Origin of the sequence: Halalkalibacter alkaliphilus (assembly GCF_023555415.1) — a bacterium.
Taxonomy (GTDB): Bacteria; Bacillota; Bacilli; order Bacillales; family Bacillaceae_D; genus Halalkalibacter; species Halalkalibacter alkaliphilus.
Genome location: NZ_JAKRYL010000012.1, coordinates 137004 through 162501 on the forward strand (window position 1 = coordinate 137004; position 25498 = coordinate 162501).

19 protein-coding genes and 1 pseudogene are annotated in these 25498 nt (G+C 35.5%); 14 read left to right on the forward strand and 6 right to left on the reverse strand.

Annotated features, from left to right (window positions below):
- The first annotated feature begins 104 nt into the window (after positions 1–104).
- Positions 105–1442: a C40 family peptidase gene (locus MF646_RS12935; protein ID WP_250096924.1), complete on the forward strand. Its 1338-nt coding sequence runs from the start codon at positions 105–107 to the stop codon at positions 1440–1442.
- A gap of 361 nt (positions 1443–1803) precedes the next feature.
- On the opposite strand, the gene MF646_RS12940 is transcribed toward MF646_RS12935, so the two are convergent.
- Positions 1804–2388, reverse strand: coding sequence for a hypothetical protein (locus MF646_RS12940; RefSeq protein WP_250096925.1), 585 nt, complete (start codon positions 2386–2388; stop codon positions 1804–1806).
- Between the two features lie 274 nt (positions 2389–2662).
- Between MF646_RS12940 and MF646_RS12945 the strand changes: the two genes are divergently transcribed.
- On the forward strand, positions 2663–2926 hold the full coding sequence (locus tag MF646_RS12945) for a hypothetical protein (RefSeq protein WP_250096926.1): 264 nt from the start codon (positions 2663–2665) through the stop codon (positions 2924–2926).
- 56 nt (positions 2927–2982) lie between these two features.
- Here the strand turns inward: MF646_RS12945 and MF646_RS12950 are convergent, their stop codons facing one another.
- Positions 2983–3897 carry an LCP family glycopolymer transferase gene (locus tag MF646_RS12950; protein ID WP_250096927.1) on the reverse strand — a complete coding sequence of 305 codons (915 nt, stop codon included), beginning with the start codon at positions 3895–3897 and terminating at the stop codon, positions 2983–2985.
- Between the two features lie 351 nt (positions 3898–4248).
- On the opposite strand from MF646_RS12950, the gene MF646_RS12955 reads away from it, so the two are divergent.
- From MF646_RS12955 to MF646_RS13000, 10 genes are all read left to right on the forward strand, one after another.
- Complete coding sequence (locus MF646_RS12955) at positions 4249–5589, forward strand: capsular polysaccharide export protein, LipB/KpsS family (protein ID WP_250096928.1); 1341 nt, start codon at positions 4249–4251, stop codon at positions 5587–5589.
- A gap of 88 nt (positions 5590–5677) precedes the next feature.
- Complete coding sequence (kdsB, locus tag MF646_RS12960) at positions 5678–6403, forward strand: 3-deoxy-manno-octulosonate cytidylyltransferase (protein ID WP_250096929.1); 726 nt, start codon at positions 5678–5680, stop codon at positions 6401–6403.
- Positions 6403–7230 carry a 3-deoxy-8-phosphooctulonate synthase gene (kdsA, locus tag MF646_RS12965; RefSeq protein WP_250096930.1) on the forward strand — a complete coding sequence of 276 codons (828 nt, stop codon included), beginning with the start codon at positions 6403–6405 and terminating at the stop codon, positions 7228–7230. Before kdsB ends, kdsA begins: the two co-directional genes overlap by 1 nt.
- Positions 7231–7255: 25 nt before the next feature.
- On the forward strand, positions 7256–8254 hold the full coding sequence (locus MF646_RS12970; protein ID WP_250096931.1) for a KpsF/GutQ family sugar-phosphate isomerase: 999 nt from the start codon (positions 7256–7258) through the stop codon (positions 8252–8254).
- Positions 8255–8264: 10 nt separating this feature from the next.
- Entirely contained in the window at positions 8265–8789 is a 525-nt protein-coding gene (locus tag MF646_RS12975) for a KdsC family phosphatase (protein WP_250096932.1), read from the forward strand.
- A gap of 34 nt (positions 8790–8823) precedes the next feature.
- Positions 8824–9255, forward strand: a complete 432-nt coding sequence (locus tag MF646_RS12980; protein WP_250096933.1) for an HIT family protein — start codon at positions 8824–8826, stop codon at positions 9253–9255.
- 154 nt (positions 9256–9409) lie between these two features.
- Entirely contained in the window at positions 9410–10189 is a 780-nt protein-coding gene (locus tag MF646_RS12985; protein ID WP_250096934.1) for an ABC transporter permease, read from the forward strand.
- 15 nt (positions 10190–10204) lie between these two features.
- The gene (locus MF646_RS12990; protein ID WP_250096935.1) at positions 10205–10969 is read left to right on the forward strand and encodes an ABC transporter ATP-binding protein; all 765 of its coding nucleotides are present in this window, start codon (positions 10205–10207) and stop codon (positions 10967–10969) included.
- A gap of 2 nt (positions 10970–10971) precedes the next feature.
- The gene (locus MF646_RS12995) at positions 10972–14166 is read left to right on the forward strand and encodes a capsular polysaccharide export protein, LipB/KpsS family (RefSeq protein WP_250096936.1); all 3195 of its coding nucleotides are present in this window, start codon (positions 10972–10974) and stop codon (positions 14164–14166) included.
- Between the two features lie 377 nt (positions 14167–14543).
- Positions 14544–15389 (forward strand): capsular polysaccharide export protein, LipB/KpsS family, encoded by an 846-nt coding sequence (locus MF646_RS13000; RefSeq protein ID WP_250096937.1) that lies wholly within the window; start codon positions 14544–14546, stop codon positions 15387–15389.
- A gap of 148 nt (positions 15390–15537) precedes the next feature.
- On the opposite strand, the gene MF646_RS13005 is transcribed toward MF646_RS13000, so the two are convergent.
- Together MF646_RS13005 and MF646_RS13010 are read right to left on the reverse strand one after the other, a co-directional pair.
- Positions 15538–17484, reverse strand: coding sequence for an InlB B-repeat-containing protein (locus MF646_RS13005; RefSeq protein ID WP_250096938.1), 1947 nt, complete (start codon positions 17482–17484; stop codon positions 15538–15540).
- Positions 17485–17700: 216 nt separating this feature from the next.
- Complete coding sequence (locus tag MF646_RS13010; protein WP_250096939.1) at positions 17701–19683, reverse strand: tail fiber domain-containing protein; 1983 nt, start codon at positions 19681–19683, stop codon at positions 17701–17703.
- A gap of 331 nt (positions 19684–20014) precedes the next feature.
- On the opposite strand from MF646_RS13010, the pseudogene gndA reads away from it, so the two are divergent.
- Positions 20015–21425: pseudogene (gndA, locus tag MF646_RS13015) on the forward strand (NADP-dependent phosphogluconate dehydrogenase).
- 59 nt (positions 21426–21484) lie between these two features.
- Here gndA and zwf read toward each other — a convergent pair.
- Positions 21485–22954 (reverse strand): glucose-6-phosphate dehydrogenase, encoded by a 1470-nt coding sequence (gene zwf, locus MF646_RS13020; protein WP_250096940.1) that lies wholly within the window; start codon positions 22952–22954, stop codon positions 21485–21487.
- A 380-nt stretch (positions 22955–23334) separates the two neighbouring features.
- On the opposite strand from zwf, the gene cmk reads away from it, so the two are divergent.
- Complete coding sequence (cmk, locus tag MF646_RS13025; protein WP_250096941.1) at positions 23335–24009, forward strand: (d)CMP kinase; 675 nt, start codon at positions 23335–23337, stop codon at positions 24007–24009.
- Positions 24010–25035: 1026 nt separating this feature from the next.
- On the opposite strand, the gene MF646_RS13030 is transcribed toward cmk, so the two are convergent.
- On the reverse strand, positions 25036–25498 hold a 463-nt coding region (locus tag MF646_RS13030), incomplete at its 5' end, for a hypothetical protein (protein WP_250096942.1).

Here is a 25498-nt window from a genome sequence, read left to right on the forward strand (position 1 = left end):
AAACTTTCAAGTTTTGCGAAAAAAGTATCTAGCAAAATTTGAAAGTTAAAGGTAAAATTAACTAAAAACTAGATTTTTTTGGCGAATGAGGAGGTCTTATGTAGATGAAGGAAGCGTCAACACTTCGAAAAGTAGTGATTTCGTCTACCTTTGCGACAGGTTTGTTTCTAGCAACCCCGCAAATGGCAGATGCCGCGCTTGGCGATCAAACATTAAGAAAAGGAATGGATCATCCAGACGTAAAAGAATTACAAGAGGCCCTTAAGAAAAAGGGGCATTTCAACTTTGATCGATCAACTGGTTATTATGGTACGATTACAGCCGACGCTGTTCGTGATTTTCAAAGAAAACATAATTTGCAAGTGGATGGAATTGCAGGCCCTCAAACATTAGGAAGATTACTACAAGAAATGGGCGGACAAGCTCCGACATCAACACCTTCTACAACTACGACCCAAACAACAAATAGTACATTAAACAATACAGGACTGCTGCGCTTCGGCTCAAACGGAACGCAAGTAGAACAACTTCAACAAAAGCTAAAAGAAAAAGGCTACTATAGTCATACCATTACAGGACAATTTGGACGTGTAACCGAAGCGGCTGTACGTGACTTTCAGCGTGCAAACAACCTTGTCGTCGATGGGATTGTGGGACCGCAGACGCTTTCTCGTCTAATTAACCAACCAGTACCGGCACAAACAACAACATACGAACCAAATGTACCGAAAACAGAAGAACGCAACCAACAAACGAAAAGTGAAACGACACAATCAATACAAACATCAACAACATTGCGTGTAGGCAGCAGAGGGTCAGCAGTAACGAACCTTCAAGCGGCACTTCGATCAGTCGGTATATTCAACCAAGAGCCAACTGGCTATTACGGTGATGTCACAGAAACAGCAGTACGAAACTTCCAAAGAGTACATAACTTAACTGTTGACGGAATCGCTGGGCCTAACACATTACGAAAATTAAATGAAGTAGCAACAAATAAGTCATCACAGTCAACCACACAAGCTCCTTCAACGACACAAACAAAGCAAGTTTCCAATACAAACAGCAGTACCAGCTCGGCAGCCCTAGTGACAAATCTTGTAGCTGAAGCCGCAAACCAAATCGGGGTTCCATATCTTTGGGGAGGAACAACGACAAGAGGCTTTGACTGCAGCGGATTTACGCAATTTGTCTTTAAACAACAAGGCATTTCCATCCCAAGAACCGTTGCACAGCAATGGAATGCGGGTAGGTCTGTCTCTAAGCCTGCTGTAGGTGATATGGTTTTCTTTGAAACATATCAAAAAGGTCCATCACATAACGGAATCTATATTGGAAACAATCAGTTCGTACATAGTGGATCATCAACAGGTGTTGCAATTGCTAGCATGGATAATCCTTATTGGAAACAGCGGTATTTGGGAGCGAAGCGATTATATTAATAAAAAAAGACTTGTTTTCAGTAGAAAACAAGTCTTTTTTTCAACTATAGAAACACATGATAATCTAAATAAAAATCATCCGGACCCATTTTACCCACCCAAAAAGAGAAAGCCATAAAGGGATACTTAAAAATGTCCCCCACAATACTCCAATAAAGATGCTGCCACGATTATTTTCCATAGGCGGGCCCCTTTTCTTATTTAAAGGATATTTATCATTATACTATATTTGTTCTTAATAAAAACCGATAATCGCCCGACAAATTAGAGCAATAATCTCTAACTTTTCGAGGGGATTTGTAAAAATAAAACAGATATCCCCAGCATTATGCTGGAACCGTCTGTTTGAAAACTATAAAAATTAATAGAATAAAGATTTTACTTTTTTCGTTCCTCGTACCATATAGACAATGGATTTAATATGTAAAGGGTACCCTTGTGTGTTGTTAATTGCATCTTCTACATCGATTAAACATGGAACAAAGACTCTTGTGCCGAACTTTACTTCGTCACCAACTACATCAATGCGAAACTTGAATTTCTCAATTAACTTTTCATAATGTCTTTTCTCAAGGTAACTAACATAAAATTTAACTTTTTTATTCTTTGCATGAGTGGCAGCCATTTTTAATAAGTCTAGTAATACCTTTTTAGAAGCAAACTCTTTTTTGACCCCCATTTTACGAACGTGATAGGAGTGAGCCAAATTCTCAATAATTCTTGATTCACCACGAATATCGACAAGGCCGTCCGTGCTATCGAAGTGCTCCGTACTGCAGGGTACGAACTCAATTGTTCCTATATTAACTCCATCTTTATTTTTAAGAATAAAAGGTTCTGAATTCCCTTCAAGCTTATCAACTGGATATTTTCTTTCCTTGGCTATTTTTCCCCACAATGTTTGAAATGTTTCCTGTTCTTCTTTTGAATTTGCATTTTTGAACATAGTACGACCACCTTATAAAAATAACTTCATAGAATCAATTATGTAATAAATCCCAATAAATCGCAACGATGGTCAGGTACTATCTTTACTTTATTCCACATATAATTTAATAACAAAACAAAATGTTTAGTATAAAGAATAAAGGGGAAGAGGATAAGGAGAGAGAATACATAAGAAAGCTAAATATACTTGATAAAACATGTGAAAAAAGGTAAAATTAAGATTATGAAAGGGCTTTCATAAAATTAGATAAACAAATTTGGGGAGGTATATTATGAGAACAGAAGATAGTATAAACATAATCAAAGAGCTAGAGGAAATGAACGCTATTAACTTGTTACCAAAACCAGAACAGTTTGTTTATAAACTAGCCAGGTATTTTGAAAAAGAGAATCTTACTAATTATGGTACAATTTATGACTTTGAAGGAAATTCACCAATTGAAACAACTGCAAAACGCTTGTACAAAAGTATAGATGAAATAGAAGCTATTTATTATAATGCGAATAAGATGATTGAAGAGCTGTTTGTTAATTAACCTAAAATTTAAAAAAGGACTCTACCACCATCCGATGATAGAGTCCTTTCATATCTCTAAGAATCTAATTCCAAATGATCACGAAGTTCAGAGCTTACACGGGAAACCTCGTCATCAGGAACTTGTAAATAATAAACCCCATTTATTCTAGTTCCATCCCCAGTAATCTCCATTTGTTGAATAGTATGGCGTGCATCTCTGTACTTAGATTGGATTGTCCACATGTCATCTAATGATAAGTCAGTTCGAACAGAGCCTCCGACAGCATCTAGAATACTTCCCACTCTCGTAATCGAACCCAGTTGTGCCGCGTCGTGAATAACAGCTTCCACAACTTGACGCTGACGATCATTACGACCAAAATCTCCTCTTGGATCATTTTTTCTCATACGTGTGTAAGCAAGGGCTTCATCCCCATTTAAGAAAATCTCCCCTGCAGCAAAGGAATGGCCGCTTTGATTAAAGGCAAAATCATTGTTAACAGTAACTCCACCCATTGCATCAACTAGACTTTTAAAGCCGGCCATATTGATGCTTACATAGTGATCAATAGGAATATCTAAAAATTGCTCAACTGTATTAATTGTCATCGTCATACCACCAAATGCATGGGCGTGATTGATTTTATCCTGTATTCCACGGCCGACAATCTCAGTGCGAGTATCGCGAGGAATACTCAACATTTTTACGGACTCCTCGTTTGGATTTACAGTCATCACGATAACTGCATCTGTTCGCCCCGAAAGGTTATCACCACGTGCATCAATTCCTGTTATAAGAAATGATAAGGGTTCTTGTCTTTCAACATCAACTTTTTCTGCACGTTTACTCGATTGCTCACGTTCTAAAGGCTCATGAATAACTGTTGCCGTATCCGTAACTGCTTTGTAGAGGTAAAAACCATATGCTGCAACCGAAAAGAGAACGACACCTAGAAAAATGGCTAACGTTACGAGTATTTTCTTTTTCATATATACACGCCTCTCTATAATTGTATAGGTATAAAGTTCTAATTATTTTATAAAATTTGTTTACCTTACGTCATTATAGTTAATATAATAAGATGGGGCAATACAAAATTAGACAGTATTATTTGACATATATCAACTTTCACAATTTAAAAAGGGCTGTTCATATCCAAAAAAGTCTGCATTTATAGCTCCAATTAAGAGTAAATTCTTGTAAAAACCGTAAATGTGTTTACTTAATCTGAAAAAATATGTAACATATAGAGTGGCTAAAAACAAATTATGACAATATGCACCAATTGTGTCGATTAGGACTTTAACGAAGAGTTGACATAATCGTCTGATGTAAGGGGAATGAAGACAGAAATGGCTAACTACTTGTTCCTTAGAGGGAATCGAAATAAACGTTTCTTTATAGATATTGCAAATGAATTAATTGATAGAGGTCATAATTGTTTTCAGATGAAATTTGAACTAGGGGAATTGTTGTTCAAAAGTGGGATTAAAACACTCTATGCACCTTTTTCGGTGTCGAGAAAACAATATCCAATATCAGATGAGGAACTGTTGACTCTTCCTATATATAATATAACTTATAAAAAGAACATCTTAAAGAAAAGAACTTCTAAAACGGAGTTGGCAACCTACAAGCGATATATGTACGTAATAGATCAATATATAAAAAAGAATAACATAGATGTGATTTGTTTATTCAATGGATACCATTGGATTGACCAAGTAACGCGTTATATTGCTAAGAAGCGTGGGTTAGAAATGCGGTATTTCGAAGATGGATTATTTAGGCCCTATACAATTACTTATGATACAAAAGGGATCAATGCAGAAGCATCTGTTCCAAAAGATCCGGAGTTTTATGAACAGATCGAAGTAGATGAAGAGAGGTATGAAAAATATCTATTCCACCCTGAAAATAAGGAATTAATTCACCGGACAAAAGAACCGTTATTAAAGGTCGCTCTAGTTAAATTAGTCAGTATGCTTGGAGCGCTATTCAAATTAAATCCAAAGTTATATGATCATATCAATTTTACTGAAGCGATAAAATATTTTATTACGAAAAAGAAGTTTGGACGCAGAGAAATGGACCGTTTTGAATGGCCAAAAGAATATATTTTTCTCCCGTTCCAGGTATCGAGAGATTCACAAATTTTCTATAACTCGCCAAATGTGAAAACAATGGACAAGCTTCTTGAAATTACAGTGAATGCAGTAAAGGAATTTAACAAAGATGAGAAGCGAAATTTGAAAGTGATCGTAAAAGAGCATCCGGAAGATATTTCAAGAAATAATTACTCCCATTTAAAAAAAGTTTACAAGAATGATGATACAGTTATCTTTGTTAAAAAGTATAATATTCATCAGCTTATTGAAAAAGCGCTTGCTGTTGTAACGATAAACTCGACAGTTGGAATTGAGGCGTTAGCACACCATAAAAGGGTAATTACGTTAGGGCAGGCTCTTTATAATATTGAAGGAATTGCTTCAACTTGTGAAAGTCTTGATGAACTAGATACAATATTGAAAAAAGTATTAAACAAACCAATAAATACAGCTAGAATTGACAAGTTTCTTTATTATTTACGCTTTAGTTACCAAATTGAAGGTACAATTAATTATCCGTCTAAAGTAACAGCGAATAATGTTGTGGATAGAATGCTTTTGGAAGATAATTGAATTGGATCTACTTTAAATTACCATGTTATTTAGGGTAGCTAACATTAGAATAGTACTATATAATTAACATTTGTTAGGAGAGTGAAAAATGAAAGTTGTCGGTGTCATTCCAGCACGTTATGGATCAACAAGATTTCCTGGCAAGCCTCTTGCTTTGATTAATGGGAAGCCAATGATTCAACACGTATATGAACAAGTAACCAAGAGTAAAGAACTAGAAACGGTTGTGGTTGCAACTGATCATGAAGACATTAAGCGTGTCGTTGAGGAGTTTGGTGGTAAAGCGATCATGACACGAACAGATCATGAAACTGGTTCCGATCGAATTTCAGAAGTAACTGGGAAAGTCGATGGCGACTTTTATGTGAATGTTCAAGGTGATGAACCGCTAATTCGCCCTGAATTAATAGATGCACTTGTACAAGCTGCTAAAGAATCACCAGAAGCAGTTGTTACTGCAAAAACAGCAATTAAGAATGAAGAAGATGTTACAAACCCTAACGTTGTTAAGGTTGTAACTAATAAAAAAGGTTTTGCTCTGTATTTTTCTCGTTCAGCTGTACCTTATAATCGTTCTGGACTAGAGCACAAACATTTTAAGCACCTCGGTTTATACGGTTATCCAAAAGAAGTATTAAACCAATTTGTGCAGCTTCCTCCTTCTGACTTAGAAAAGGTGGAAGTGCTGGAACAGCTAAGATTATTAGAAAACGGCTATTCGCTTAAAGTAGTAGAAACAACATACGATGCAGTCGGTGTAGATACACCTGAAGATATAGAAAAAGTAGAAATGATCCTAGGAGGAAATAACTAATGTCTAATACTGTAAAATTAAACGATAATATCGTATTCGGTGGAAACAACCCATTTGTACTTATTGCTGGTCCTTGTGTAATTGAAAACAAAGATCTAATTATGGAAACAGCTGAACAGCTAAAAGAAATTACAACAAAGTTAAACATACCTTTCGTATTTAAAGCGTCATTTGATAAAGCTAACCGCTCATCGATCCACTCATTCAGAGGACCTGGTTTAGAAGAAGGTCTTGCTATCCTACAAGAAGTAAAAGAAAAGTTCAACGTACCTGTAACTTCAGACATTCACGAAACAGCACAAGTAGAAAAAGCTGCAGAAGTGTTAGATATCCTTCAAATTCCAGCATTCTTATGCCGTCAAACAGATCTTTTAGTTGCAGCGGCGAAAACTGGACGCATTGTAAATGTTAAGAAAGGTCAATTCTTAGCTCCATGGGATATGGTGAATGTTGTAAATAAATTAAAAGAATCAGAAACAGATAAAATCTTATTAACGGAGCGTGGTTCTACATTCGGTTATAACAACCTAGTTGTTGACATGCGTTCTTTAATTACAATGGCTGATTTAGGTGCTCCAGTTGTTTTTGATGCAACACACAGTGTTCAAATTCCTGGAGGGAACGGCACAACAACTGGTGGTAAGAGAGAATTTGTACCATACTTATCAAAAGCTGCTGCAGCAGTAGGAGTAAGCTCTATCTTCATGGAAACTCATCCAAATCCAGATGAAGCTAAATCTGATGGCCCTAACATGGTGAAATTGGACGAGCTAGAAGAAGTTCTTAAACAAGTACAAGAAATTGATCGTGTAATTAAAAAATACTAAAAATAAATAATCCGGAGGTTTACTAATGCCAAATATGATTACATCTACTCAAGTGTTAACAGATAAAGGTTATTTAAAAAGTATGAGAGAAGTACTTGAAAAAGAAGCTCAAGCTATTCTTGATCTGAGTGATTCAATTGGTCATTCAATGGAAGAAGCAATTGAATTGATTTTGCAGTGTGAAGGTAGAGTTGTAATTACAGGTATTGGTAAGTCCGGGATTATTGGTCGTAAGATAAATGCAACAATGGCTAGTACGGGGACTCCATCTCTATTTCTCCATCCGTCAGAAGGACTGCATGGGGATTTAGGGATGGTAACTAGACACGATGTAGTAATTGCGATTTCTAACAGTGGAGAGTCAGAAGAAGTTATTAATCTGATTCCTTCTATTAAAAAAATTGGTGCCAAGATAATTGGCATCAGCAAAAACTCTCAATCTACTTTGGGATTGAAATCTGATATTGTTTTAAACATTGGTAATGTGAAAGAAGCCTGCCCGCTTGGACTAGCTCCAACAACTAGTACAACTGTTACATTAGCTCTAGGTGATGCCTTAGCTATTGCATTACTAGAAGCTAGAAAGTTTCAACCTGAAGATTTTGCTCTTTATCACCCAGCTGGTTCTTTAGGGCGTAAGTTATTACTAACTGTAAATGATGTTGTTCAAAACACTCGAAAGAATCCAATTGTGCTAACTGGTGAAACTGTAAAAGATGCATTGTTCCAAATGACTGCTCAAGGAATGGGAGCAGCAACAATTGTAGATGAACAAGGGTTTATGGTGGGTATTTTAACGGATGGCGATATTCGTCGTGCTTTTGCACTTACAGATAACGTTCTAACTACAAAAGTAGAAGATTTATGTAACCTTACACCTGTGATTATAAAAGATGGAGCTTTGGCAGCAGAGGCTCTTGAGTTAATGGAAGACAAAAAAGTGAATGTTTTACCTGTTGTTGACGAAATGAAAAGACCAATAGCGATGATTCATTTATATGATCTTATGAATCTAGGATTGTAGGTTGATAGATATGAAGAAAATTAAATTACTAGTATTGGACGTAGATGGAGTTTTAACTGACGGTAGATTATTTATTGGTTCAGATGGTGAAGAGTACAAAGCTTTTCATGCTCAGGATGGTATGGGGATCAGTTTAGTTCGTTACACGGGTATGAAGGTCGCTATCATTACTGGACGCAAATCTCCTGCTGTAGAGAAACGAGCAAATGAACTAAAAATAGATTATGTTTACCAGGGAATTCATGATAAACTGACAGTTTTAGATGAAATTATCAAAGATGTTGGTATTACAATGGATGAAGTTTGTTATATTGGTGATGATATAAATGATTTACCAATTTTGCAGGTAGTTGGCTATCCAGCAGCTCCGGCCAACGCGGTTACTCCAGTGAAGGAAAATGTCAAATATATAGCTAGTGCCAACGGTGGAGAGGGTGCTGTTCGAGAAATTCTTGATTGTTTACTATCTGAACAGTATGATTACAACAGTTTGTTGTTTGATTATCTTGATGGTAAGGTAACAATTACACAATAACAATAGTAATATTTTAAGTGAAGGAGTGGTTGATGTGAGTCAATGCCCAATTTGTGAAAAACATGAGAAGAAGAAAGATGTCCTTTTTGAAAATGAAAATTGGGTGATTACACATGGACCACTTGGTTCCCAACTGTTAGGTTATGTTTACTTAGAGCCAAAGCGCCATGTTGAAAATTGGTCGGACTTTTCTGAGACTGAATTAGTTGAATTAGGGCCGCTTATTAAAAAAATAGAGCTATCATTAAAAGAATTAATTCATTTAGATAGACTCTATAGTGTAACAATAAGTGAAGCAGTGCGCCATATTCATTTTCACCTTATTCCCAGAGGGAATACCACATTCGTTAGAGGTATTCCACTTATTGAACAAGCTACACAACAGAAAGCTCTGAACGAAAATGAAATTGAACAAGTTGAGCTTGAGACGTTTAAAGAAAAATTTAAATCTACTCTCTTATTATAAATTATAGAAAGCACTAGCTGAGATCATGTTTAACTCAAAACTAGTGCTTTCTTTTATGAATTTAATTATTCGTGTATTATAATTTAGAAATGTTAATAAGCTAAATTTCAAGCTCTAGAAATTTTGCAAATCAGTCATAAGGTGATGTTTAATTGTGAGATCATTAGTAGAAATATGGGAGAACAAAGATTTTATCATAACTCTTTCCAAAAGAGAGATAATTGCTAAGTATAAACAATCGTTGTTAGGTAAGTTATGGATTATTGCCCAACCTCTTGGTCTAATGATTGTTATGACAATTGTGTTCTCATTATTCGTTAGATTGCCAAGTGAAGGCTTACCGTATGCTCCCTTTTTATTTGTTGCTTTATTGCCTTTTATGTATTTTAATACGACTGTTAACTCATCTACTAGTATTATTAATCATTATGCAGGACTAATAAGACAGCGGAATTTCTTTCGCCCAACATTAGTTATTATAAAATTTTTATCAGAGACAGTTAATTTTAGTTTTGCTCTTATTGGGCTTGTTATTGTTTTGCTTTTCTATAAAATGGTTCCTGGGATATATGCTTTTTATGCTATTCCAATCTTACTTATACAAATGACCTTAATGTTAGGACTAATGTTTTTTTTGTCTGCTACAAATGCATATGTTCGCGATTTTGGTTTAATTGCACCGCTAGCACTAAGGATGACACGGTACCTCTCGCCAATTATGTACTCTTTTCATGCTGTACCTATACAGTATCAGCCGTACCTTGTATTAAATCCTTTAACAGGAATATTTGATGGCTATAGACAGACTATATTGCATAACCAGCCTCCAGATTGGTCAATGTTGTTGTATTCACTTGTATTTAGTGTAATAGTACTTATTATTGGTTGGGTAACGTTCATGAAACTAGAAAAGAATTTTGCGGATGTCGTTTAAGAAAGAGTGGTACTAATGAGTAACTGTATATTAAGGGTAGATAACGTAGGGAAAATGTATCCAAAACAAGCTGCAAAAGTATTAGCATTGAAAGACCGTCTTTTACAAAATAATAAAAATAGTGAGGGGTACTGGTCACTAAAAAATATATCCTTTGATGTGAACGAAGGAGATTCTGTAGCTATACTAGGTGATAACGGTTCTGGGAAAAGTACGTTATTAAAAGTAATTCTAGGTGTTACAGCACCTTCAACGGGGACAGTTAAAGCACATGGGAAAATAGGTGGATTAATTGAATTAGGAGCCGGGTTTCATAAGGAACTGACAGGTAGAGAGAATATCTATATGAATGGTGTTGTCTTAGGGTTAAAGGAAAAAGAAATAGATAGCATTGTTGATGACATTATTGAGTTTGCCGAGCTTAGAGATCATATAGATAAACCTATTAAACAATACTCTTCAGGGATGAAAGTGAGATTAGGCTTCTCAATCGCAATTTATGTTCAATCAGATATTGTTTTACTTGATGAGGTACTAGCTGTCGGTGATAAAAAGTTCAGAAAAAAAGCAACAAAGGCTATTAAGAAATATCTAAAAGGAAAAACGATTATATTTGTTTCTCATAGTACTGAATTGGTGAGACAAATATGTAAAAAAGCTGTTGTTTTAGACAAAGGGGAACTTGTTTACTTAGGTGATACAGAATCAGCTATTGAATACTATGAAAAAGAGATTATCAATAGGGAAGAAAAGAAAAATAAACTGGCTGCGGAGGAATAGTAGTGAAGAAAAAGGTGTTTAAGCTTTTACGGAATGTTCTTGGAAACAAAAATTATAATCGCATGCGAAATTATTATATAAAAAATGGCCCTAAAAATAGTAATGATATTGAAATTGCTTACCTTTTCGGAGTAAGTGAAGAACAAAAGAAAAATTTGGAACTGCTTTATAATGACCAATATAAGTTTGAATCTTTAAACACAAAAAAGATTACAAAAAATATGTTGATTCGTACTTTGCGTTCCAACAATATATCTTACTTTATTACGGAACGTGGAAGAAATAGAGCTATTCTAAATTTTGCGGCGGAACATGATGTACCTGTGAAGATCGTCAAAGAAGGATATATCAGACCGGTTGATTTTTCAAGTTTAATTCCAAGTAATGTCTCTTTAGAAATAAGAGATTTTAAGCAAGAGGACGATCGTTTAATTCAAATGCTGAATGACAGTAAAAACATTAATGACACGAAGCTGCTTGAAAGATCTCGTTCAGTTATAAGTCAATTAAAGGAATTAGAAGTAAAAAAGTCAGAAAATGAGTTGTCAGAAAAACAAAATAGAAAAAAGGTTCTTGTAGTAGGAGAACAAGAATTCGTTAAGTTATTAAATAACCAACAAGTAAAGGATATGAACACTCTGGATTTAGTAATGTTGGCAAAGTACGAGAATCCGGATTCTGATATTTTATATCTTCCTTACTTTAACCAGAGTTCAGATAACCCATCTCAATATAATACCATTTCGCAAAACGCCTATATGATCGAAGATGCTAAATCAATCAACCAAGTGATACAGAGAGTGAATAAAGTATATACATTCTCTTCACTAATTGGGTTTAAAGCAATCTTGAATGATATCAAAGTAGTCACATTTGGAACACCGTTCTATGCAGGATGGGGGCTAACTGAGGATAGGGTAAGTATTGAGAATAGGAATCTGACATTGACAAAAGAAGCTCTCTTCGCTTCTTACTGCTTATTGAATTCAAAGTATATTCATCCATTTAAACATGAAGAAATTGAAATTGAAGAGCTAGTCAATCTAATATCGATATCTCAATTGGTTAATAGGAAAGCAAAAAGCACAGAAGATTCTAATCCAGACTCGATAAAAGATGAAGTATTCTTATTAGGTTTTGACAGTGAGAAACAAGAGTTAATGAGAAATTATTTATCTGAAAACGAAGTAATAAACATTGATAAAAACCAAGGTCTAGGTAAATTTAGAAAGTTATTAGATTCTACTCCTAAAGGGAAAGCAATTATTTGGACCGGAGAAAACACTGAAAAAAGTTTAGGTGTTGATAATACACCAAAACTTATTGATATTGTTTTACAAAAAGAGTATTCAAAAGTCTATGTCGATAATGGATTGATCAATTACAATAAGTATAATAAAAAGTTATTATCTCCTTTTTCAATTGTCCTGGATAAAGAGGATCAGCCGTATAGAAATAATACAAAGACAAAATTAAATGCTTTGTTGAATTCATATGATGAAGCGAATAATGACAATTTATTAGAAAGAGCAGATAATTTAATTACTCAGTTAAGGTCTAATATTGATACGTCATGTAATCATGATTTAGAATTATTGTTTACTACTGATTCCGAAGGGGTTAAACGTAGTGTTGTCCTAGTTTTAGGAGTAAACAATGCAGTGATTAACGATTATAGTGTCGGAGATAATATCTCAAGTTTAGATTTGATTTGGATTGCTAAATTGGAAAACCCAGAAGCGCACATTATTTTCAAAGCTGGTGATGAAAATTTTGAATCAGACGAGCTGCTGGAAACAATCAATAAGCTAGCTACGATAGTAGAAGAACAGACGGATATAAGTGAATTTATTTCTGTTGTTGATAAAGTGTATACAAAAGACTCACCCAATGCGTTAGTTGCGTTAGTTGCAGATAAAACAGTTATCACGTTCGGATCTCCTTTTTATGCAGGGTGGGGACTTACCGAGGACCGTAAAAAAATAGAAAATAGAAGTAGAACTCTCTCTATAAAAGAGCTAGTTGGTGTCTCTCTAATCAAGTACCCACTATATATAAATCCATTTACTAAGGATAAAATTGAAGTAGAGGAATCTGTTTTGCTCCAAGAGAAAGTAGGCTCTATTGAAAGCAAATACGATATTTCTCTTATGAAAAAGTCAGAAACTGAAGGTGATGATACTAGTCGCTCTTCTAATAATCATTATTATGATTTAAAAGAGGATTTAGAAACGAAGAAGGTAGGTATTGTATCACCGGGACTGAAGAAGATGGCTAACCTTGATAAGCTACTTCCTGCTGAAGTTGTGTTCGATCCAGCCGGTGACCAGATAGAAGAGTTAGACTATGTTGGAGGATGGGGATTGAAGCCTGGGTATAAAGATGCCAGAGTGTTTGCCGAAAAACATGGAGTTCCTTATTTAGCTATGGAAGATGGATTTTTAAGGTCAGTTGGATTAGGTGTTGATGGTGCACCATCACTATCGTTTTCTTTAGACGACGTTGGGGTTTATTATGATGCATCCAAGCCCTCTCGATTGGAAAACATTCTGAATTCAACAGGGTGGGAAACGAAAGAGTTAATAGATGATGCTAAAAAGGCGATACAGCTGATAAAAGAAAATTACCTTAGCAAATATAATACAGGTAGAATTATGGATCCATCGGAATTTAGGCAAAATGGCAGAAAAAGAGTATTAGTTGTAGATCAAACGTTAGGTGATATGTCAATAGCACTTGGGCTAGGCTCACAACAATCGTTTATTAATATGTTTTATAAAGCTAAACAGGAGAACCCTGGTGCAGATATTTATGTTAAAGTTCACCCAGATGTAATTGCAGGTAAAAAACAAGGGAATATCCAAAATTTAAAAGAAGATGAGCACACAATAATTTTATCGGAAGGTACCAACCCATTATCGTTATTAGAAAATATGGATGCCGTTTATGTGGTTACTTCTCAGATGGGCTTTGAAGCTTTACTATTAGGAAAAGAAGTTCACTGTTTTGGTATGCCTTTCTATGCTGGATGGGGTATAACTCATGATGAATTGAATCTAGATAGACGAACAAAGAACCGATCTCTTGAAGAACTATTTGCTGCTTCTTATATGTTATATTGCACATATTTGAATCCAAAAACTGGAAAAAGAGGCACGATTTTTGATGTGATAGATCACATTTTAGAAAATAAATAAGAGAGAATTTAATGAAAATTAATTAAAGGTTAAGCTAATAAACTCGAAAGCTGAGCTTATTAGCTTTTCTCTTTATTTAAACGCGCTATCAGTGATTTATTTTAAATAAAGTAAATTTATTAAAAGAAAGGGGGAGGAGTCTAATTAAACAGAAGATAAAAAAGGTCATAAAAGTATTATTTTCGATTATCATTGTTTTTTATTGGTTCTTATCACCTAAACGAAAAACTAATAAAACAGTTGCGTTTCTTTTTAGGTTTTCAAGATGGAAAAAACCTTTTATCAAAAATTTCCTGCCGGAGTATTCTATAAAATATGTACCATTTAGTAAGAAACTTAAGTATTTAAAATTTGAGCTTGAAAAATATGAAAATAAGGTGTTTATAATTTGGGGATTTTCTGAAGATGAGGAAATCATACAATATGCAAAAAAGAACAATATCCCTGTATATAGAATGGAAGATGGTTTTCTTCGATCCAAAGGACTTGGTGCCATGCATACGCCGCCATTTTCTCTTTGCTTGGATAAGAAAGGCATGTACTTCGATTCAACACAACCTAGTGAATTAGAGGATATTTTAAATACGTATGATTTTCGTACAGATAAAGATTTGCTTAGACAGGCTCAAGACTGTATGAAAAAATTGAATCAATTAGGTGTTAGCAAGTACAACCATGTGAAGAAAAAGGATATTTCATCTATTTACGGAGCTAAGAAAAGAAAACGCATTCTTGTTATCGGACAAGTTGAAGACGATGCATCTATTCTAAAAGGCAGTGAAAAGAAATATACAAATAATGATCTTGTTCGAATTGCGGCTAAAGAGAATCCCGATGCAGAAATTATTTATAAGCCTCATCCTGATGTTCTTACTGGAAAAAGAAAAAAACAATCTGATCCAAAGGAAGTACGTTCAATTGCAAAAGTAATTGAAGAGCCCTTGAGTTTAGCTGATGCTTTTCAAACAATTGACCATGTATATACGATTACATCGCTCTCTGGTTTTGAAGCTCTAATAAGAGGAATCCCTGTCACAACAATTGGCGCTCCTTTTTATTCTGGTTGGGGATTAACTGATGACCGACAATTCACTCAAAGAAGAAATAGAACTCTAACGATTGAAGAGTTATTTGCAGGTGCATATATTCTTTATCCGAGGTATGTTGACCCAGTTACTGGATCTGAGTTAACTCTTGAAGAGACAATAGAAAAGTTAATTTAGACAATCTATTTCAATCCAGTAATCACACAAGTCTTGAAATCAATGGACTAGATAAAAGTGTAGCTATAAATAAAATTAGGCTATTCGTACTGTTTATTATAAGGTTGAAAACCAGAACACTAAGGTTAGTGTTCTGGTTGCGTTTTTATTAGTTAATATCTTCTGTTGTGTCCTCTGTCTTTTTATTAAAAACAGCCCTCACACTTCGATTGGTGTTTAATGTAACCTGTATAGAAGGACTCTGTCCAGAGACGTCCCCTTCCCATCGAACAAATTCCCAACCTTCGCCTGGGGTAGCTGTTAGAGATACCGTTGTCCCTTCTGCAAATGTTGATCCAGCTCGATCACTATTAATGCTGCCATTTCCACTCGTAGAAGAAGTTAATGTGAATTGTTTTGTCTCTGGTTTGGATTCTGGTTCTGGTTTTGGAGCTGTTTCTACTTTTAAGAATATCGCTTTTACCGTCTTATTAGAATCCATGGTTACCGTGGCAGTCCTCGATGTCCCCCTAGCATTACCTTCCCAACGATCAAACTTCCACCCAGAGTTAGGTACAGCTGTAAGAGTGACTCTAGTTCCGCTATTAAATTGATTACCGGATTGATCTTTTGTAATTTGTCCACCTTCAGTTGAATTTAACGAAAGTGAATAGGTTGTTCGTTGGTTAACTTCTTGCACTGGTTGTTGTGGGTTGACTTCTTGCTCGTCTTCATCTTGTATAAAAACAGCTCTAATAGACTTATTAGAATCCATAGTAACAGAAATCCGATCGTTGGTTGAAGTTTCAGATCCATCCCAGCCTTTAAATAACCACCCTTCACTAGGACGTGCTGTTAATGTTACTGTATCCATGCTTGTAAACGTATTATTAAGTGAACTTCTTATAATTTGACCTTCTCCTGTAGTAGCTAGTGATAGGGAATATGAGTCTTCTTGTTCAAATAATGCGTGTAACTTAATGTTCTCATTGATTGTAACTGTGAATGTATTTGGCTCATTAGAATATTCGTCCCCCCACCCAGTAAATTTCCATCCTGGATGCGGTTGGGCTTCAATAGTAATTTCAGTACCAATAGGATAAGAGTCTTGTAAAGGTGAGACAACTACATCCCCCTGTCCTGTAGTATTATAAGTTACGATTTTGTTTTCCCCTTCAATAGAAAGATCTAAACTTCTACGAAAGTCCTTATATCGAATTGTAAGAGTTGTTTCTCCCTCTTCAAGGGCAGTTAATGTTGTTTGAAGACTGTCAGTTGAACTTAATTCCCCTATTTCATTTTCCAATGACCATTCTGGAATAAAGTCCATTGGATTTCCATCTAAATCGTATCCACTAACTTGTAATGATAGTGATTGACCAACGGCTAATGTATCAATGTTATTAGGTGTAAATTCTAGCTCTTCTAAAACTTGTTCATGAACTTCTAAATGTCTCTCGAATGAATAGTTGCCTATTGTAGCTGTAACAGCTGTTTCACCAAGGTTGAGGGCGGTAAACTCTACTTCACTTGTATTAGATTCTTTATTCAATGTACCAATAGTATCGTCTATAACAGTCCAATCAGCTTTAAGTGGAGTACTTTGATTGCCTACTTCCCAAACTAATGATAGTGTTCGAGAATAACCAGGTTGTACTAATAACCTAGATTTAATTTTTATTGTACTCTGTAGTTTTTCATATAAATCAATTAAAGATGTGGAATTTGTAGCTTCGACACCATTGTGTAATACTTGTAAAGCTGAAACAACATCTAATTGATCTATATAAATCTGAGATAATTGAGAATGAAAAATTTCTTGTGAAGGCAGTAATTCAATTCCTTCAAGTAGAGTAGTTTCAGCTAATTCATAGTTTGAAATTGCTATGTAGGCTTCGGTAAGGCCAAGACGTGCGTCTACATTCAGAGGATCTAGTTTCAATACATTTGTGTAAGCCTCAATGCTCTTCTCGTAATCTTGTTCTTCAAAGTACTGTTTTGCTAACTGAAGCTGCTTTGTTAGACTGTCGGATTGTATTGCACTGACAGTAAACACACCCATTAATGATATTGCAATAATACCAGAAAAGAGTAGTAAGATATATTTCTTATCCATTAGATGAAAACACCTCTCTTTATAATCAATTATAAAAATAATTATAAAGAAATTCTGGTTGTAAAGAAAGAAAAACTGTAGAATATGTCGTTTTTTGTTTAAAGATGGTAATTCTTTAACTGCGATGTATTTAATTCTGATCATAAAAAAAGATCAGAAAGTGGACCAATGAGGTCTTTATATCTGATCTTAATTAGGGGTTTCAATATCTATAAGTTAAATAGATTTAAACTTATCTATCTCTAAACGAAGTTTCTCGTTTTCGCGACGGTTTAGAGCCATTTCTAAAAACTGGCACTCGTCAAAGCGAACAGACCATATGGATCCGGCTTTTTTTATTTTTTGTTCCTTTTTTGTGTTTCCATCTGCATCCTGAGTTAATGTCTCAGTTACATTTTCTTCCCATTCATCGTAACAGACAATACCAATTTCGATTGCATCTAAACCGTGACGATGAAATGCTTCTACGATTTGTTGAGCTATCACCCCAACATGCCAGCTTGCCTTAGTTCCATTTTTCTGAACCTCATTAGTAAATTTAAAGCGACAAAAATTGACTTCTGACCATGCATCTAGCCATTTATCAGGTATGCTTGATATTTGTTGCTTCATTCTTTCATCAGATGTACTAATCATGCCATTGGCTGTATAAATCGTATTCCAGCGAGAGTTAGAAGACCCTAAGTTTAGAGTGCCATCTGTATTAGGACGAAACTCTTGATAGGAGATGTTAGCAGTATCTGTTATTGTAATTTTTCTTGAAGTTCCTTTATCGAAGGAAAAATCGTTGTTAAAACGCAACAAAGGTATATCACGAAGATTTAAGCGGCCCTTATCAATATCGGCAAATATGGAATCCCCGTGTTTGAAGTGCATTCGGCCAGCATTTGTCTCGGAAGAAAAGTAACTGATAATCTCGGTCGCTTCACCTGAGCTTTCTCCAAACCCTGAGAAGTTTGGGGTATAGAGTTCTCCTCTTGTTCTTTGTGTGACCATTTGTACATCAGGGTGATATGGCGTTCTCCATGAAGACGGCCAAAAAGGTTCGCCGTTTAAAGTAACAGGGGCCATAACTTTATCATTTAATCGAGCGATTTCACCTGTATGAGAAGTGACTGCAAAAACGGCATTCCCATGTTCCCAATTACTAATTGTTTCTCCATAACAGTTTACAAAAGTATCGCGATTTGAACGATCCAAATATATCATATATTTACTGCCAGTCCGAAAAGTACAATTAATAAAGTTGTGTCCTTGCCCGGCCTTTGCAGCATTTTTCATAGCTGCATCATGCTTAAAGCATCCGCCATCATTTCTTCTTTCACTCGAGGGAGAATTTGAACCCATCCGACAATTAACAAAAGATAAGTCGGAAGTCCCTCCCCATCCCCATATCCATTGGTTTGTTTCATATCTCTCTGGATTTCTAGTAGTTCCTTGAACAACAACCCCCCATAATCCTCTAAAGAAACAGCTTTCAGCGTGAAATTCGTTCATCCCGGTTGAGGGAGAAATGTTTGGGTGTAATGATGTTAATGTTTTATTCCTATCTGACCACGTTGCATCTAGATAGATTCCGGCAACTTTCCATGGACCTACCGTATCAACATTGTAAAAAAATGTTCGTTTTACAGATGGGACAAAAATGGCAACATCCCAACGATAAGAGTTACATTCGACAGTGAGATTCTCAATTTTAATCTCGTTACCGCCTAAGACCAAAGCGGGTGATATCTTTTTGTCATTTCCGTCGATATCTGTCCATCTTTGTGGGTTCCCTGTCCCAGATGTAATAATAGATGTACCAATATTCTCACCATCCCAAGTGTCGTAGGTGTTTTCCCCGGATATATAAGTTCCGCTAGGTATTATAAGCGTTTTGCTAATAATAAATCTTCCTTTTGGGAAGATAACGGTTCGTCCGGCTCCTGCAATTAGTGCTTTTTGAATAGCGCCAGTATCATCAGTTTTTCCATCCCCTTTTGCACCAAACTTTTTAACGTTTACTCCTCTTTGTTCAAGATCATCCGTAGTTTCATTTAATCTATCATGAATAGCTTCAAGCTTATCTGTAACGGATTCTCCTTCATCATCTTTGACTTCATTATTGCCAATACTATTAAGATTTCCTATTTTATAACCAAAGATAAACGAAAATATCCATAGAAAAAAGTTAAATAAGAAGTTCCTTCGATTCAAGATACCCCTCCTTTTTAAAATCAAAAGTTTTTGAACATCATTATAACAGATTTCTCCTTGTTCTAGATAGAATGAAGAATCACATCAAATGATTACTAGAAGATACTATAATAAAGTTTTTTTTTTTACGTTTGGAGGTTATGGCTACAGTTAACGATAGATACCCTTACATAAATCTCTTATCTTATGGATATATAGATGCGCCAATAAAATTCTATAAAATATCTAGAAAAGACCAGGAGATAAAATAAAAAAGTTCTTTCATTTTTCAAGAAATAGTTTATATTAATTAATGATTTAAGTTATTGGTTATTAGAAAGGAATGTAATTAGTGTCAAAACAAAACATAGGTGTAGTAGGAACTGGTGTAATGGGAACGAGCCTAGCATTAAACTTTGAAAGTAAGGGCTACTCAGTTTCCATTTATGATATCTCCAAAGAGCGAGTATCAGGATATCACCAATTCCAACAAAGGTAAAAATTTGCTAGGTACTTATAGTGTTGAGGAGTTTATTAAATCACTAGAAACACCTCGAAAAATACTATTAATGGTACCGGCTGGAGAGATAACTGATAAGGCTATTGAATCATTAGTTCCTTATCTGTCTGAAAATGACATATTAATTGACGGTGGTAACACGTATTATGTTGATACAGTAAGACGTAATAAACAATTAGCTGAAAAAGGAATTCACTTCATTGGTGCTGGTGTTTCTGGTGGTGAAGAAGGTGCTTTAAAGGGACCTTCTATTATGCCAGGGGGACAAGAGGAAGTATATGAACTAGTGAGACCAATGCTAGAAGATATTTCGGCTAAAGTCGAAGGTGACCCTTGTTGTACTTATATTGGTCCTAATGGTGCGGGTCATTATGTGAAAATGGTCCATAATGGAATTGAATATGGAGATATGCAGTTAATTTGTGAAGCGTACTCTGTAATGAAACAAGCCCTAGGCTTAAATGCTCAAGATTTACATGAAGTATTTGCTAAGTGGAATAATGGTGAATTAGATAGTTACCTGATGGAAATTACAGCAGACATTTTTACAAAAATAGACCCTGAAAAAGGGGTGCCGTTGGTAGATCTTATTCTTGATACTGCGGGTCAAAAAGGGACGGGGAAATGGACTAGTCAAAATTCACTAGAGCTAGGTGTTCCTCTTTCAATTATTACTGAATCGGTGTTTTCTCGTTTTCTTTCGGCTATGAAAGAGGAGCGGGTGCAGGCTAGTAAAATTCTTTCAGGACCGAATAAAGATGTTTTAACCGAGGATCGAGAAGAGATGATCGAATCGATTAGAAAAGCACTTTATTTCAGTAAAATATGTTCTTATGCTCAAGAGTTTGCTCAGTTAAAAGCAGCATCAGATGAGAATGGTTGGAATTTGCAATACGGGAAAATTGCCATGATTTTCAGAGGTGGTTGTATTATCAGAGCTCGGTTCCTACAAAATATAAATGAAGCTTATAAGCGTAATCCTCAGCTGGAAAATCTTTTATTGGATGAATACTTCAAAGATATAGCGGACCGTTACCAGCAAGCATTAAGAGATGTTATTGCATTAGCTGTAAAATCTGGAATCCCTGTCCCAGCCCTTTCAGCTGCAATTGCGTATTATGATAGTTATCGTTCAGAAACGTTACCTGCAAATCTCCTCCAAGCGCAAAGAGATTACTTTGGTGCACATACTTATCAACGAATTGATAAAGAAGGAACATTCCATACTGAGTGGATGAAATAATAAAAAAGAAGGGTCTTAAGAGTTTTTCTTAGACCCTTCTTTTTAGAATTTGAAAGAACTTAGTTAACAGGCCACCAATGGTTCCCGTCTTTAGCCAAAAGGTCATCAGAAGCTTTCGGCCCCATTGTTCCACTTTCATATTCGGCAATCTCAACCTTGTCGCTTTGCCAAGCTTTGAGAATTGGATCGACGTATTTCCAAGAGAGGAGGACCTCATCAGAGTGAGCAAAATTAGTGGCATCTCCTAAAAGACAATTATAGATAAGTCGCTCATAAGCTTCAGGTGTGCTGGAGATATCATCGTTTTTATTATTATAATCTAACTGTACAGGCACCGCTTCACCTGAAGTTCCCTCCTTCTTCCCATTTAATAACAGGGTTATACCTTCAACTGGTTGTATGTTAATACTGAGAAGATTCGAAGTATCCTTCTCACCATTAAAGTAAAGATTTAAAGGCATGTTTTTGAACTCGATAATGACCTTTGTAGTCTTTGATTCCAAGCGTTTTCCTGTACGGATATAAAAAGGTACTCCAGTCCACCGATGATTTTCAATTTGTAGTTTTCCTGCAACAAATGTTTCCGTAATGGATTTAGGACTTACACTTTCCTCACTTCTGTATCCAGGGACCTCTTGATCATTCATAATTCCAGGAATATATTGTCCTCTGACAAAATATTCACTAGCATTATCTGTAGCAACAGGCTTGAGAGCACGCAAAACTTTAATTTTCTCATGTCTAACTTCTTCTGGTGTTAATCGGATAGGTGGGTCCATTGCTAGAAGTGATACAAGTTGTAATACGTGGTTCTGGACCATATCTCTCATTGCACCAGATGTGTCGTAGTAGCCGCCACGGTCTTCAACACCTAAAGTTTCACTTAAAGTAATTTGTACATTAGATATGTAATGATTGTTCCAAAGAGGTTCAAATATTGAATTAGCAAACCTTATAACCTCAATATTTTGAACCATATCTTTTCCAAGATAGTGGTCGATTCGATAAATTTCATCCTCCGAAAAAGCTTGGCTAATCTCATTGTTTAATTGTTCTGCAGAAGCAGCATCTCTTCCAAAAGGCTTTTCGATAATAAGTCTTGTCCAACCCTTTGTCTCAGTTAGTTGATGGGCTTTTAAATTTGAAGCAATTGTTCCGAAAAATTCTGGTGAAGTAGACATATAAAAGATTCGATTTCCAGGTATTCCATAGACATCTTCTACTTCTTTTAGTAATTTATCTAAATTAATATAAGAATCATTCCTTGTCACATCAAAAGGTAAATAATAAAAATGTTTACAAAATTTTTCGATTAAATCATCATTAGCCGAGCTAATGGACTCATTTACTACTTCCCGTAATGTAAAGTTAGACCATTCTCTCCTTGCCAAACCAACCACTGCAAACTCTTCTGAAAGTTTTCCTGCTTGGTAAAGGTTAAAAATTGACGGAAATAGCTTTCTCTTAGCTAAATCTCCTGTTGCCCCAAAAATAACAATAGTTGTTTTGGGTGTACTATGTAAATCCATACTAATAGCCTCACCTTTCAAAAATATAGTTACATGCGTAATTCTTGGATTGTTTAATCTGCCTTAATGCTTTATGTTTAGTATAAAGAAATAAAGTGATAATAAACATGGAAGACCATTACGTTCTATATAGGGCAAACGTACTGGTTTATTTTTTTATTGGCATACTTCTTTGAAGAACCATATTTAAACTCACGTCAAAGGCATAAAAAGTTAGCATTAATCATTATAATGAAAATTCCTATTTAAGGAAAGATGGTTTTGGAACCTGAATCTTCAATATTTTAAGTTGATTTAATAACTCATTTTACTCTATAATGTCCTTTTGGGTTGTGTTAAGATAAACTTTGTTTGTTTATTAAAATAATGAGGTGTCTAATATGATAAATAAAATAAATGTAGCAATAGATGGTCCTGCTGGAGCTGGAAAAAGTACAGTTGCGAAAATGGTAGCAGATCAACTTTCATTATTATATATCGATACTGGAGCTATGTATCGAACACTGGCATACGCAGCACTAGAAAATAACGTTAATGTTAATGATGGGGACGCGTTAAAGCACCTTCTTGATCAGCTAACAATTAAGCTAGTTAACGAGAATAGTGGAACGAAGGTACTATTAAATGATCGAGATGTGTCTAATGAGATTCGAACCGCTGAAGTAAATAAACATGTTCCTGTTGTTGCAAGTCACGAAGCTGTAAGGTTAGAAATGGTTGAACGCCAGCGAATGCTAGCAAGTGAAGGTAATGCCATTCTAGATGGAAGAGATATTGGAACACATGTTTTACCAGATGCAGAGGTGAAAATCTTCTTGAATGCGTCGGTCGATGTACGTGCACAGCGTCGTCATGAAGAACAAGTTAAAAAAGGCCTTCCTTCTAATCTGGATGAGTTAAAAAAAGAGATTGCTAAACGAGATAAATTAGATTCAACTAGGGAGGTTGCTCCTCTTTGTAAGGCGGTAGGAGCAACTGAAGTGGATACAACATCATTCACTATTCCAGAAGTTGTAGATACTATTATTAATTTGGTAAAGAAGCCAGTTTCTTAATAATTTTCTTAATAATATATAAGCAGAATGAAGGTTAAGCTCATTCTGCTTTTTTGAGTTGTAAAGTTTTGCTATAACCAAATCTTATGAACCTACAATGTATTATCTATTGATCAATTAATCTGTTCGGCTCAGCAACTGACTTTCACGCTTTCCTCCATATCCTTCATCAGCTCCATCAAAAGATCCCTTTGAACTTGCTTCCTACTGCTTAATGAACAATCACTACCATCTAAACTTCGCTCCGAAGAAGCAACTCTCTCCAAACTGATGGCGCTCATCAACAAACGATATGCCATACTACAATACTCGTTATCGCTTAACCGGACATGTTTCGAAAAACGCTTTTATGACCGATCATTGAGGATAAGAATGGAATGATTGAAATCAGTCTTTACATCCATCAGAACAAGGTAGAGGCCAAAATGGTGAAACGGACAGAGCATTATCCATGGAGTAGGAGTAGTTACTTATTTGTATATGTACCCAGAAGCAATAAAACTGCGTTTTATGAAGGTAGAAGACATCCTTAAGTATTACGTAGGAACCTTGGAGGAGAGGAGGAGGTTGTATTGTGAGGCGAAGAGGGGAGTGTGAATTTTAACCCAGCGATTGAAACTTTGGTGTGAATCCGGGATGAAGTTGAATGCCCCAAACGTATACTATGTTCAAACCAGTCCCTAGTATTCTTGATTGTGGAATAAGTAAAAACCTAGCTTCTTAAAAATAAACTATTATCCACCTTTTGCGAGGTATACACAGGAGGAAGAGGGGATTCTTGGTGCTAATGTTTAAATATCCACATCCTATCCCTACTTAAAAAAGGACGAGGGACCTATCACATTCCCTCGAAATGAGACGGGAGAATGAACCGTCCCCATAATCCTGGTTCTTGCTTAAACAGTTTTACATTTAATTTAATTAATTTTTAATGGGAAATGATGTGATAATAAAGAAGAGACAAACGTTACGATTTTGTCTCTTCGTGTTTTTTCTCACTGTACTTAAGCTGGTAAAAAGTGATAATTAGAATCCCCACTTTAATGTGTTTTCAGATGGACTTGTCTTAAAGAATACATCTTCACCATATTCAACAAGTAAAGGAGTCTTAGACTTTAAAGCTGTAAATGTGTAAGTACGGCTAGCACTTTGTCCCGGATATAATCGATTAAAGAAGCCATATTGTGGCTCTGAAGAACTATCATCATAGTAAATTTTAAACGACCCTTGATCGATTACCAAATCACTCGTTTTATTCTCTTCTGTATAAGTAATTGTATATTCATTGTAACCCTCGTGTTCTACAACCGACATATGAGTCACCGTGACAGTCATTTGATTGTCTGGTGAGACATAAGGTTTGTTTAGTTCAAGGTAGTCCGTTGTTGGCTCAGGACTAGGTTCTGGAGTTGGCTCAGGACTAGGTTCTGGAGACGGCTCAGGACTAGGTTCTGGAGTTGGCTCAGGACTAGGTTCTGGAGTTGGCTCA

Coding starts and splice junctions, on each gene's coding strand:
- MF646_RS12950 (WP_250096927.1), bottom strand. CDS start 3,897: ATGAAAAAGAAAATACTCGTAACGTTAGCCATTTTTCTAGGTGTCGTT.
- MF646_RS13005 (WP_250096938.1), bottom strand. CDS start 17,484: ATGGATAAGAAATATATCTTACTACTCTTTTCTGGTATTATTGCAATA.
- MF646_RS12940 (WP_250096925.1), bottom strand. CDS start 2,388: ATGTTCAAAAATGCAAATTCAAAAGAAGAACAGGAAACATTTCAAACA.
- zwf (WP_250096940.1), bottom strand. CDS start 22,954: ATGGATTTACATAGTACACCCAAAACAACTATTGTTATTTTTGGGGCA.
- kdsB (WP_250096929.1), top strand. CDS start 5,678: ATGAAAGTTGTCGGTGTCATTCCAGCACGTTATGGATCAACAAGATTT.
- MF646_RS12945 (WP_250096926.1), top strand. CDS start 2,663: ATGAGAACAGAAGATAGTATAAACATAATCAAAGAGCTAGAGGAAATG.
- kdsA (WP_250096930.1), top strand. CDS start 6,403: ATGTCTAATACTGTAAAATTAAACGATAATATCGTATTCGGTGGAAAC.
- MF646_RS12975 (WP_250096932.1), top strand. CDS start 8,265: ATGAAGAAAATTAAATTACTAGTATTGGACGTAGATGGAGTTTTAACT.
- MF646_RS12990 (WP_250096935.1), top strand. CDS start 10,205: ATGAGTAACTGTATATTAAGGGTAGATAACGTAGGGAAAATGTATCCA.
- cmk (WP_250096941.1), top strand. CDS start 23,335: ATGATAAATAAAATAAATGTAGCAATAGATGGTCCTGCTGGAGCTGGA.
- MF646_RS12970 (WP_250096931.1), top strand. CDS start 7,256: ATGCCAAATATGATTACATCTACTCAAGTGTTAACAGATAAAGGTTAT.
- MF646_RS12955 (WP_250096928.1), top strand. CDS start 4,249: ATGAAGACAGAAATGGCTAACTACTTGTTCCTTAGAGGGAATCGAAAT.
- MF646_RS12935 (WP_250096924.1), top strand. CDS start 105: ATGAAGGAAGCGTCAACACTTCGAAAAGTAGTGATTTCGTCTACCTTT.